This is a genomic window from Arthrobacter sp. TB 23 (assembly GCF_000294595.1).
In the GTDB taxonomy this organism is placed as follows: domain Bacteria; phylum Actinomycetota; class Actinomycetes; order Actinomycetales; family Micrococcaceae; genus Arthrobacter_D.
This window is the reverse complement of sequence record NZ_ALPM01000022.1, coordinates 1-11,419: the sequence shown is the minus strand read 5'-3', so window position 1 is coordinate 11,419 and position 11,419 is coordinate 1. Positions and strand designations below refer to the sequence as shown.

The window sequence follows — 11,419 nt, the reverse complement described above, 5'->3', positions numbered from 1 at the left end:
CGGCAGCCGCCGGATCTGGGGTGGGTCGGCCGTTCGGAGGACGGCCTGTGGGCCGCGCCCTTCATCATGGCGTCGGCGAACACGCGGATCGTACGTCGCAGCAATGCCCTGCAGGGTTGGGCCTACGGTAGGTCGCTGCGGTACGGCGAAGTGATGGGTATGGGGCGGGGGCCCGTCGGCGCCGTCATCGCCGGAGCGACGGCGCTTGGCATACGGCTGTTTGGAGCCGCACTGACCCTACCTTTCACGAGGAAACTACTGGACCGCGTCCTTCCGTCGCCCGGTGCTGGCCCGAGCGAGGCCGTGCGGCGCTCAGGCTGGTTCCATTCCCAGGTGAATGCTTCCACGGAGAGCGGCCGGCGGTACCGGGCCATCGCAGCCGCCGCCGGCGACCCTGGCTACGCCGCCACCGCCGTGATGGCCGGGGAGACAGCGCTCTCACTTGCCCTCGACGGCGACCGCCTGCCGCCCGCCGCAGGATCGCTGACCCCGGCGACCGCCCTCGGCAACGTCCTGGTTGAGCGGCTGCGTGAGGCAGGCCATACCTACGAGGTCATTTCCCTCACCTGACACAGGAAGTGGTGCACTGGTCGTGCTTAATTGTGTAGGGATTTTGCGTGGACCCAGAAACCAGTCACCGGCCCCCTGCTGGATCCTTCCGCTGTCCTTTAGGTAGTGACTATTGCTGCAGACCTTGAGACCGCTGCCCGAGTTATTGAGATGCTCCTATTCAAAGACCACAGCCGAACGAGACTTGACGCTCCTACCCCGGTGCCGTTGACGGTGTAGATAATGCGGTAGTTCCCAATGTGGACGGACTGGACGGTCACACACCAGAGTCTTCGCACAGCTCCTGCCTCGTCATCGTCGACGACACAGGCTAGATCTGGGAGGAGTTCGCCGCGAGGCTCAGCGAGGCCCACGGAAAACTGCCGATTTAGGGGCTTCCCCCGGATCACACGACCGCGCGCCCGCAGGAACGCCGGCGGGCTAAGCGGATTCAGACTCGTCGACCCGGCTGGCCACTGGCTTCGCTTCTTCCGGGATGCGGTTGCGGAGACCTCACCTCCCGAGCTCAGCCGGTTGGGCGGGCAGTTCAGAACGCGTTTGTGCTCGCTGACAGCAAAGGGGACGTGGCTCAGACTGCCAAAGTCCTCCAGGGGCGATAAACCGGGCATCCTCTGACGATCCGTCCCAAAGCGAAGCCGGAAGCTTCCTCGACGAGCTGACCGAGCGGCTGTCGGACGACTGAGATTGGACCCGGGACCCGCCTAGACGTTGAAGCGGAACTCCACCACGTTCCGTAGCCGAATCACCTCAGATAGCGACATCCTTCACCCCCTGTCCGGAAGCCACGGTGCTGTGCGGTCGCAGTACGAACCCCGAGACTGGCTCGTGGCGTGAACTACAGCTAGCAGAGCTAGTGCTCACCGGATCATCAAGCGCCGGAACGTCATGACTCACAACATTGAGGGGCCGGGTTGGCGGTGGTCCCGAAGCCAACGTGTATCAAAGCATTTCGAGGGGTCCTGGGTGTGTCGGCGGCGGGAACGCGCGATCGAGGCGCTCGAGATCGGTGTCGCTGAGGTGAAGGTCGCGGGCGGCCGCGTTCTCGAGCACGTGCTCGGCGGTCGAAGCCTTCGGGATCGCGAGCACGCTGCTGGTGCGCATCGTCCACGCCAGAGCGACCTGAGCGGGCGTCGCGCCAAGCTCACGTGCGATCTGTATCAGAGCCGGATTGCCGAGTAGTCGTCCCTGCTCCACGGGCGAGTAGGCCATCAAGGGCATCTTCGTCGAAGCGGACCATGACATCAGGTCGAACTCCGGACCGCGACGGGTCAGGTTGTACAGCACCTGATCGGTCTGGCACCCTTCAGGCAAACTCTGGAGCTCGTCGGTGTCGAGGTTACTCACCCCCCACGCACGGATCGAGCCCTCTTCGATGAGGGACTCGAACGCTGCGACGGACTCCTCGAATGGGAATCTTCCCCGCCAATGCAGGAGGTACAGGTCCAGGCAGTCAGTGCCCAGACGGTTCAGGCTTGCATGACAGGCCTCGATCGTCCCTGATGCGGAGGCGTTCGAGGGTAGGACCTTACTCACCAGGAAAACCTCATCGGACCTACCCCTGATGGCTTCTTCGACAAGGTCCTCACTGCGCCCATTACCGTACATTTCGGCGGTATCGATCACGGTCAGACCCAGATCGATACCTGTGCGCAGCGCCAGGATCTCAGCGTTCCGGCTGGCAGGAGAGTCACCCAAGTTCCACGTTCCCTGCCCCAGAGCAGGAACCACAGTGCCGTCCGGAAAAGTAATCACACACCAACGCTACAATCAGGGCCATCAACTAGCGAGGTCTGATGGAAACCAAACTATGGATCAGGTTAAAATGCCACCAATCGATGCAACAGACCCAGCTGGCTATGACGGCGCTTACGGTTGTGCCAGATCTGGAGGTAGTCGAACATCGCGTTTGCCAGTTCGACCCGGGTGTTCCCCTTCTATCGGTCCAGGAGCTCGACCTGCATCCGCGACCGAAACGACTCGATCATTGAGTTGTCGTGACAATCACCGATGCTCCCCGTCGAGGCCAGCAAATCCGGTTATTTCTACAACGACCGTAGGTATATCGAGCTAAAGATTGAATCTAAATTCCACCACGTTCTGTAGCCGAGCAACCTCTACCGGCGGCGCGGGTCCAAGTGGAGCCTGCAACCTTCTGGACCACGATCAGGGCAGTGCGCGACTGCGAGGGGTCGGGAGAATTGAATCTCTGGAGAGATCAAGCCGAGTCAGCACACTTGTTAGGTGCGCGCGATGGGTGTCGGAGCCCCTGACCGTAACGGCAAACCTTGCACCTCTGTGTCAGGCGGCCCCTACAGTGATGCTTTCTCAACCAGCGATCGAGCCGCCCGCTCGGCGCTAGTGAGCTTGGTCCCGCTGATGGGGTCATGTCCGTAACCGGCCCGGGTCTTCATTCCAAGCAGGACACCGAGCGAGTTGGAAGCTTGCTTATCTACCGAGGCGAGCAAGGCGATCGCATCCTGGTGGTCTTGGCCTTTGGCATGTTTCCCTAGCGCGCCAGCACAGATTGCATCTGCAGCCGCGATTCCGGCATGAACGTACAGGGTCACGCAAGCATCCGCGACGTCCTCTCCGTCGGAGAGTTCCCGAGCATCGTCTGCTACCTGCAGGAACTGCTTGGCTTTGGCAAGTCGGCCTTGCTGGACCATCTTGTCGGCTGCGACGGTTCTGGTGCTGACATCCTTCGGAGTCATGTACGGGCCTTGTCTCTTCGGAGTTGTTTGCGAAGCCAGGACGGGTCTCCCGCGATGTCGATACCATCCTCGAGGATAGAGTTGAAGATGCTCGCTGGCCGCACTTCTGAACTTCGGTAAACAAGGGGGCGCACGTCGTTGCCGGTCCACAGGGTCGCCTGGGCGGCAAGTCGACGCACTGAGTCTTCTACAGCGTCTTCTATCGCCGAGTCTGGCATGACGACGAGGAGGTCAATGTCGCTGTCTGCGCGCATCTCGTTACGGGCAGCTGAACCGAAGATCTTTACGGTGAGCGGTTGGATCCGCCACTCGGAAATAATCTGACTCATCCTGGAAAGCAGCTCGCTCTTTGCGTTGGCGATAGCCTGAATGGCCTCCGCCAGCAAATGGTCCAAATTCAACGCGTAGGCATAACTTCGGCCCGTCGCACGTTCCAGAACTGCACCCTGTTCCACAAGCCGAACCACGGACTTGCGTACACCTTGAGGCGATCCTTCCTCGGGCAACAGCTGGTGGATCTGGTGAACTGAAAGGTACTGTTCGGTTCGAGCCAGCACAGTAAGTACTTGAGAATCGAGGCCGGTTGTACTGACGACTGCGAACGGATTTTGCAGGCGCATTCTCGCTCCTCTCTGCGCTCCGGGACAGGGATAGTCTTTCAAAAAAACAGACGAATGTCCACGAAAGTAGACGAATGTCCACGAAAGTAGACGAGTAAGTCACCTCAAAAAAACTGCCCAGCAGCCCAGAGGAACTAAGCCATCCAAGGATCGCTGGGTTCAATGGAGCGCCGGGCCCTAGGCGCACCCCATTCGGTTCCCAAATTGTGCGCGGCACTCCAGCAGGGCGCGAGGACCCATACTAATGGGCCTATCAACGCGTCACCCAGGAGCTAAAGTGTCTTGCACGGCGTCCTTGTGTGGCTCAGGTGATCCAAACATAACTAGACGTTAAATCGGAACTCCACGACGTCGCCGTCGGCCATAACGTATTCCTTGCCCTCAATGCGGACCTTGCCGCGGGACTTGGCCTCAGCCATCGATCCGGCGTCCACCAGATCGTCGAAGGAGACCACCTCTGCCTTGATGAAGCCGCGTTGGAAGTCGGTGTGAATGACTCCCGCAGCTTCGGGAGCGGTCGCGCCCTTGGTGATGGTCCACGCCCTGGTTTCCTTGGGGCCGGCTGTCAGATAGGTCTGCAGGCCGAGGGTATGGAAACCGACGTGCGCCAACTGATCGAGACCGGACTCGCTCTGGCCGTTCATCTCGAGCATTTCGCGAGCCTCCTCCTCGTCCAGCTCGACCAAATCTGACTCCAGCTTGGCATCGAGGAAGATGCAGTCGGCGGGCGCCACGAGTTCACGGAGCTCGGCCTCGCGTTCCTCGTTACCCAGGACAGAATCGTCGGCGTTGAAGACGTAGATAAAGGGCTTGGCGGTAAGCAAGCTCAGTTCGCGAAGATGTTCCATCTCCAGCTTGTCTTTGGCGACCGAGGCGAAAATGGTGTCGCCGCGTTCCAGCACCGACTGCGCGGCAACCATGGCTGCGAGCTGCGCCGGTTCCCGCTTCTTGATCTTGACTTCCTTCTCAACCCTGGGAATGGCTTTCTCAAGGGTTTGGAGGTCAGCAAGGATCAGCTCGGTATTGATTGTCTCCATGTCGGAACGAGCATCGACCTTGCCGTCAACGTGAATCACATCGGGATCGTCAAACACGCGGATTACCTGAGCAATAGCCTCGGCCTCACGGATGTTGGCCAGGAACTGGTTTCCCAGTCCCTCGCCCTCCGACGCGCCCTTGACGATCCCTGCGATGTCAACGAAAGAAACGGTGGCTGGCAGAATGCGCTGCGACCCGAAGATTTCGGCCAGTTTGCCAAGCCGTGCGTCAGGCAGGCTCACCACCCCGACGTTCGGCTCGATGGTCGCGAACGGGTAGTTCGCAGCAAGCACATTGTTGCGGGTGAGCGCATTGAATAGGGTTGATTTGCCGACGTTGGGCAGTCCGACGATGCCAATAGTAAGAGCCACGGGAATAGAGTCTACCGTTTGCCCCAGCTTCCACCGCGCCGCGGCGGGTGAACCAGAATGTCGGTGCTGACTGAGATGGTGGTGGCATGGACGGATTCATTGTGGTTTTGATCGTATTGTCGGTGCTCATCGGCGCAATCCTCGGGGCGGTGGGTGTCGCCTGGGCGGCACGGCTCAAGGTGCAGCGTTTGGCAGAGGAGCTCGACGACGTCGGCGAGCGTCTGGGGAGCACCAACGCCGCGTTGGCTACTGCAACAGCGGAAAACCGGATGCTGGTCGCCCAAAACCGTGAGCTCACCTCCCGGTCAGCGGGTGATCAGTCGGTCTTGCGTGCGCTGGCACCGGTGGCCGACAAGCTGACTCATCTCCAGTCTCAGGTGGGGATCCTCGAACGCGACAGGGTGGAGCAGTTCGGGCAACTCGCCGAACAACTCAGGGAGGCACGGCACTCGGACGCGCAACTCCTATCCACCACGCATTCGCTGACGGCTGCACTGCGGAGCAACAGCGCCCGCGGCCAGTGGGGGGAGGTACAGCTTCGACGGGTGGTGGAGGCGGCAGGAATGCTGCCCCGCGTCGACTTCCTGGAGCAGACAACCATCACGCTCAGCGCTGGCGCCAAAGACACCTCAGCCAGGCCCGACATGATCGTTCAGCTGCCCGGTGGTAAACAGCTGGTAGTGGATGCGAAGGTGCCGCTGGCTGCGTTCCTTGACGCCCAGGAGTTGCCCGAGGGATCCGACGGTGGAGACGGCCAGCCGGCCAGCCAGCGCGAGATCCTGCTGCAGCAGCATGCCAAAGCGCTGCGGGCCCACATTGATGCCTTGGCACGAAAGCGGTACTGGCAGGGCGTGGAGAACACGCCGGAGTTGGTGGTGTGTTTCATTCCCGTAGAGTCGGTGCTTTCATCGGCGCTGCGCGCAGATCCCGGCCTTCTCGATTACGCCTTCACCCGCAACGTGGCACTAGCCTCACCGGTTTCGCTTCTGGCCATTTTGAAAGGTGCGGCGTACAGCTGGCGGCAGGATGTCCTGACCGAAAATGCCAAAGAGCTGTTTGACCTGTCCCGGCAGCTCTATGACCGGCTAGGCACCATGGGAGAGCACGTGACCAGGCTCGGCAATTCACTGAAATCGTCGGTGGAGAAATACAACTCGTTTGTGGGAACCCTTGAATCACGGGTCTTGCCAACGGCCCGCCGCATCAACGACTTCGATTCCGCTTCCCTGGACGGCTCGTCGACCGATCCGGCGCAGCCGTCCAGCACGCTCCGGGTACCAGCGGTGGAGTCAACACCACGGCTCCTGAGCGCACCCGAGCTGCTTGAGGATAACGCGTCAGGGAACGACGGCGACCGCCGCAGCGCGTAGGACGGGCCTCAGCGCTTGGGCCGGGGTCCCCTGCCACCGATGCCGCTGGTGGAATCCCCCATCGCCTTGAGGGTGGCGCGGATTTCCTTGGGCAACGAGAAAATGATGTCCTCCTCGGCCGTGACCACTTCCTCGACGTCGCCGTACCCATAGTCTGCGAGGAGACGCAATACATCCTGGACCAGATTGTCGGGGACAGATGCACCCGATGTGACACCAATGGTTGAGACGCCCTCGAACCAGCTCTCGTCCACCTCGTTCGCAAAATCGACCCGGTAAGAGGCCTTCGCGCCGTATTCGAGGGCCACTTCGACCAGTCGTACCGAGTTGGAGGAATTGGCTGAACCAACCACGATCACCAGATCCGAGCTGGGTGAGATCTTCTTGATCGCTGCCTGCCGGTTGGAGGTGGCATAGCAAATATCGTCACTCGGCGGGTCCTGCAGGGTGGGGATGCGTTCCTTGAGCAGGTTGACGGTGAGCATCGTCTCATCGACGCTAAGGGTGGTCTGCGACAACCAGATCACCTTGTCGGGGTCGCGGACCGTCACCTTGTCCACATCCTCCGGACCGTTGACGATCTGGATGTGCTCCGGGGCTTCCCCCGCGGTGCCTTCTACTTCCTCATGGCCCTCATGACCGATCAGCAGGATGTCGAAATCGTCCCTCGCAAAGCGGACCGCTTCCTTGTGGACCTTGGTCACCAGAGGGCACGTGGCGTCGATGGTGCGCAGCCCCCGGTCTGCTGCCGATTGGATCACTGCTGGCGAGACGCCGTGGGCGGAAAAGACCACCAGGGCACCCTCGGGTACCTCCTCGTTCTCTTCCACAAAGATGGCACCCTTGGCCTCAAGCGTGGAGACCACGTGCAGGTTGTGAACAATCTGTTTGCGCACGTACACCGGCGCGCCGTAGTGTTCGAGAGCTTTCTCGACGGCGATTACGGCCCGGTCCACTCCGGCGCAGTAGCCGCGCGGTGCAGCGAGCAGGACTTTGCGTCCCCCCGACACGGGCTGCGCGGCGTCGATCTCGGCAGGCGAGCGCCGCCTCCTGGGCACCGAGGGCATGGGCACTGAGACTGCTGTGCTGGTCATCCCTCAATGCTAACGGTTGTGGGCCCTCTGACCCGAGACAGCTGGCCCTGATCCGCTGAGAGCTAAGCCACGGTTGTTCTTCGACCGCCGCTGATCAGCCGGGATGCTACCCCTACCAGGAGCAACACCACTCCCACTCCGATGACCGCCAGACATAGCGGCTCGCTGACCTCCGCGGCCCGGGCTACCAAACCGTCCTGAAACAGGGCGGAGATGGAACCTTCAGATGCCCCGCGCTCGGCCCGCACCCGTTCCAGAATCTCTGGCGCGGCCCGGACCCCCGCCCAGTAGAGCACCCCGAGGGCCGCCGTGCCCAGGCCCAGGAACGCCAGGGTTGTGCTCCGCCGTCGGGCTAGCCCAAGGGCGCTCAGTGCGCTCACCACCGCGCCGGCACCCAGTATCGGCCACAGCCCCGCGACGGCCGCAAGCTGGCCCACAGTGCTTTGCCGCTCCGGTGAAGCGACTTCCACCAGGGTCTGCTCCGGGGCCGGGACGTCTACCCCCAGTCTTGTCCCCACTTCCTCAAGGGCGAGGGCGAGAACCGGGGCGAGATCGAGCCTTACGGGTTCGGGCGAGTCAACACCGTTGAACACGTCGGCGTCGGCCGGGAAACTCAGCTCGTGCGACCGCTGCAACGTGTCATTCCATGCCGCTGGATAGCCTGGCAGGCCAACGACGTTGCCCGCCGCCTCCGCGATGAGCGGTTCAACAATGCCGGTCAGGGCCTCGGGAAGTCCAGCATTTGCGGTGGCTTCGGAGGCTAGGGCTGACGTTAGCTGCGCCTGAAACTCGGGATCAGAGCCAAGCGGTCCGGCCAGCTCAACGAAACCGTCCACCTGCACGAAGTTCCTGTCGATCCAGGCACCCGGCAGGGCAATCCCGGCCAGCACCAGCGCTACCAGCGTGAAAAACGCCGCACCAAACGTCCGCATATTCTGTCCTGCCTTGTAGTGAGAGAAGTATTGATTATGCCCCGGCCAGCTGGACTCTTCCTCCACACCGAGTCTGTGTGGACCCGGCCGGGGGCGCAAGCTGATAAACATGAAGGGAACAAGGTGCAACGCCACGCCTTGTTCCAGCCACAAGCGTTGGGAGTGTCAACTGATGAATGACGACGGCGCGGTGCAGCCGCGCAACGGTTCCAACGGTGTGCGCCTCCAGAGCCAGGACCTGGCTGGTGTAAACCCATCTCAGCCCACGACTCTTCCTGCCACCGCGGCCGAAACAACGGCCGAGCGGCCCTGGCCCCTTCACCTGCTCTCCGAGAAGTTGAAGGCTCATCTGGAACGCGCTCCGGCCGCCTGGGTTGAAGGGCAGATTATTGAAGTGAACCGCCGGTCCAATATGTGTTTCGTGACGCTACGGGATGTCGACGCCGAGGTGTCGCTGCCGTTGACGATCCGCGGCAACGTGTTGTCCCGCCTGGACCTGCCGCTCGAACACGGTTCACGTGTGGTGGCCCAACTGAAGCCTGACTTCTGGCTGAAGACCGGGCGCCTATCCATGCAGACGTGGCAGATCCGGCAGGTGGGCCTCGGTGACCTGTTGGCGCGGATTGAACGGCTTCGGCAGTCACTCGCCGCCGAGGGTCTGTTCGCCGCACGGCTCCGTAAACCCCTCCCTCTGCTCCCCCACCGGATTGGGTTGATCACCGGGCGCGGTTCGGACGCGATGAAGGACGTACTACGAAACGCCAGCCTGCGGTGGCCGGCCGTCGAGTTCGAGATCCGGGAGGTCGCGGTTCAGGGGGTTGGCTGCGTCGGCCAGGTGACCGCGGCACTGGCCGAATTGGACGCCATGCCCACTGTGGACGTCATCATCATTACCCGGGGTGGCGGCTCACTCGAAGACCTTCTGCCGTTCAGCAGTGAAGAGATGGTCCGGGCGGTAGCAGCGGCCCGGACTCCAGTGGTGAGCGCAATCGGGCATGAAGCAGACCGACCACTGATTGATGAGGTGGCGGATCTCCGTGCGTCCACCCCCACCGATGCAGCCAAGCGCGTGGTTCCCGACGTCGCTGAGGAATTCGAACGGATCCGGCAGTCTCGGGCGCAACTCTCCCGGGCCATTGGAACGCTCGTTGCAAGGGAAACCGAGCGGCTCACCCACCTCCGTTCGCGGCCAGTGTTGGCCCAGCCTGAGGGGATGGTGTCGGTACGGGTGGATGACGTTGAGAGGTTACGAGGGCGCGCCCGGCTCGCGGTGTCGTCGGCCGTCTCGCGCGACACGGACCGAGTGCACCACCTTCGTTCCCAGATCCGGTCACTTTCTCCGCAGAACACCCTCGACCGCGGCTACGCGGTGGTCCAGCTTGAGGATGGGTCCATCGCGCGGGATGCCGCGTCGACTCCTCCCGGGTCCCTGCTCAAGATCCGTCTGGCGCGCGGTGAACTCGCCGCCTCAACCCTCGCATCCAGCCACCCCCACATCACCAATCCAGAGGACACCCCATGAGCCAGCCCACCGGATCTGCTGCCAACGACCCGACAGCAGATCAAGACGTCAGCAAATTGTCGTACGAACAGGCACGCGAGCAACTCGTCTCGGTCGTCAGCCAGCTTGAGGCCGGCGGAGTGACCCTTGAACGTTCCCTGGCCCTATGGGAACGAGGCGAGGCGCTAGCCGATCATTGCGAATCCTGGCTTGAGGGGGCCAAGAAACGTCTCGCGGCGGCCCGCGACAAAGCCGAGCAAACCGGCTAGCTAGTCACCACGACCAAGGACGGCCGGGCGGGTTGGCTGGTGGGGACGTCGGTCAGGACTGGGCGAGGCGTGCCTGCTCGGCTTCGACGTCGAACTGGGCTTTCGGCCAACTGAGTTGCATATCCTGAAGCGCGTCGATGATGAGTTGCTGAACAGCCATCCGTGCGTACCACTTCCGGTCTGCGGGAACCACAAACCACGGCGCCTCAGGGGTGGTCGTGCGCTCAATCGCCAGTTGATAGGCGGCCTGGTACTCGTCCCACAACTCGCGTTCGTCCAGATCGCCGGTGTTGTACTTCCAGTGTTTGTCTTTGCGTTCAAGCCGTTCCGCCAGTCGAGCTTTCTGCTCCTCCGGACTGATGTGGAGCATTACCTTGATGATGCGTGTTCCTGATTCCACCAGCGACGCTTCGAAATCCCTGATGACGTCGTAGCGCTCCTCGATCACCGATGGCTTCGCCAATCCGCGCACCCGCTGGATCAGTACGTCTTCGTAGTGGGAGCGATCGAAGACGCCGATCATTCCGGGACCGGGCAACTGTTTCTTGATCCGCCAAAGAAAGTCGTGGCGCTTCTCTGCGGCCGTGGGTGCCTTGAATGCGTAATGCTTGACGCCCTGCGGATCGACTGCCCCCACCACATGGCGGACAATTCCGCCCTTTCCCGCAGTATCCATGGCCTGGAGCACCACGAGTAGCGAGACCTCGCTGCCGAACCTGCTTTCGGCAAAGAGTTTCTCCTGAAGCTCCGACAGCTCCGCGTTCTCAGCGTCCAGCTTGAGCCGGCCCTTTTTCTTACCCCCCGAAAATCCGGGGGTGGAGCGGGAATCGATCGAGGCGAGGTCGATATCCGGCCCCACCAGCAGGGCCTTGCTGGGGCTGGTCTCAAACGCTGGGGTTGCGGGCGTCATAGTGTTCCTTCCAGAAGCGATTTATGGCTTGTA

General features: G+C 61.9%; 12 protein-coding genes (1 of these 12 cut by a window edge). 5 read left to right on the top strand and 7 right to left on the bottom strand.

Features of this window, described 5'->3' with window-relative positions; translation table 11 throughout:
* On the top strand, positions 1-154 hold the final stretch of the coding sequence (locus B384_RS17505; protein WP_237715213.1) for a saccharopine dehydrogenase family protein. The gene continues 671 nt to the left of window position 1, outside the view; only the last 154 of its 825 coding nucleotides appear in the window; its start codon lies beyond the left edge, outside the window; it ends in the stop codon at positions 152-154.
* Positions 155-333: 179 nt separating this feature from the next.
* Positions 334-570: a hypothetical protein gene (locus B384_RS20970; protein WP_237715212.1), complete on the top strand. Its 237-nt coding sequence runs from the start codon at positions 334-336 to the stop codon at positions 568-570.
* Between the two features lie 939 nt (positions 571-1,509).
* On the opposite strand, the gene B384_RS0102710 is transcribed toward B384_RS20970, so the two are convergent.
* From B384_RS0102710 to ychF, 4 genes are all read right to left on the bottom strand, one after another.
* On the bottom strand, positions 1,510-2,322 hold the full coding sequence (locus tag B384_RS0102710; RefSeq protein WP_035747951.1) for an aldo/keto reductase: 813 nt from the start codon (positions 2,320-2,322) through the stop codon (positions 1,510-1,512).
* A 557-nt stretch (positions 2,323-2,879) separates the two neighbouring features.
* Positions 2,880-3,281: a hypothetical protein gene (locus B384_RS0102705; protein WP_019481609.1), complete on the bottom strand. Its 402-nt coding sequence runs from the start codon at positions 3,279-3,281 to the stop codon at positions 2,880-2,882.
* Complete coding sequence (locus B384_RS0102700; protein ID WP_019481608.1) at positions 3,278-3,901, bottom strand: nucleotidyltransferase domain-containing protein; 624 nt, start codon at positions 3,899-3,901, stop codon at positions 3,278-3,280. Before B384_RS0102700 ends, B384_RS0102705 begins: the two co-directional genes overlap by 4 nt.
* A gap of 323 nt (positions 3,902-4,224) precedes the next feature.
* A complete protein-coding gene (gene ychF, locus B384_RS0102695) occupies positions 4,225-5,310 on the bottom strand; it encodes a redox-regulated ATPase YchF (RefSeq protein ID WP_019481607.1) in 1,086 nt (361 codons plus the stop codon).
* Between the two features lie 86 nt (positions 5,311-5,396).
* Between ychF and B384_RS0102690 the strand changes: the two genes are divergently transcribed.
* Positions 5,397-6,680, top strand: a complete 1,284-nt coding sequence (locus B384_RS0102690; RefSeq protein WP_019481606.1) for a DNA recombination protein RmuC — start codon at positions 5,397-5,399, stop codon at positions 6,678-6,680.
* 8 nt (positions 6,681-6,688) lie between these two features.
* Here B384_RS0102690 and B384_RS0102685 read toward each other — a convergent pair whose 3' ends face one another.
* Positions 6,689-7,774 (bottom strand): 4-hydroxy-3-methylbut-2-enyl diphosphate reductase, encoded by a 1,086-nt coding sequence (locus B384_RS0102685; protein ID WP_019481605.1) that lies wholly within the window; start codon positions 7,772-7,774, stop codon positions 6,689-6,691.
* Positions 7,775-7,836: 62 nt separating this feature from the next.
* Positions 7,837-8,706, bottom strand: coding sequence for a hypothetical protein (locus B384_RS17500; RefSeq protein ID WP_019481604.1), 870 nt, complete (start codon positions 8,704-8,706; stop codon positions 7,837-7,839).
* Positions 8,707-8,878: 172 nt separating this feature from the next.
* Here B384_RS17500 and xseA point away from each other — a divergent pair, with 172 nt between their 5' ends.
* Both xseA and B384_RS0102670 read left to right on the top strand, forming a co-directional pair.
* Complete coding sequence (gene xseA, locus B384_RS0102675) at positions 8,879-10,228, top strand: exodeoxyribonuclease VII large subunit (protein WP_019481603.1); 1,350 nt, start codon at positions 8,879-8,881, stop codon at positions 10,226-10,228.
* Positions 10,225-10,476: an exodeoxyribonuclease VII small subunit gene (locus tag B384_RS0102670; protein ID WP_019481602.1), complete on the top strand. Its 252-nt coding sequence runs from the start codon at positions 10,225-10,227 to the stop codon at positions 10,474-10,476. The genes xseA and B384_RS0102670 overlap by 4 nt, the downstream gene beginning before the upstream one ends.
* 52 nt (positions 10,477-10,528) lie before the next feature.
* Here the strand turns inward: B384_RS0102670 and B384_RS0102665 are convergent, their stop codons facing one another.
* The gene (locus B384_RS0102665) at positions 10,529-11,386 is read right to left on the bottom strand and encodes a polyphosphate kinase 2 family protein (protein WP_019481601.1); all 858 of its coding nucleotides are present in this window, start codon (positions 11,384-11,386) and stop codon (positions 10,529-10,531) included.
* Positions 11,387-11,419 lie beyond the last annotated feature (33 nt).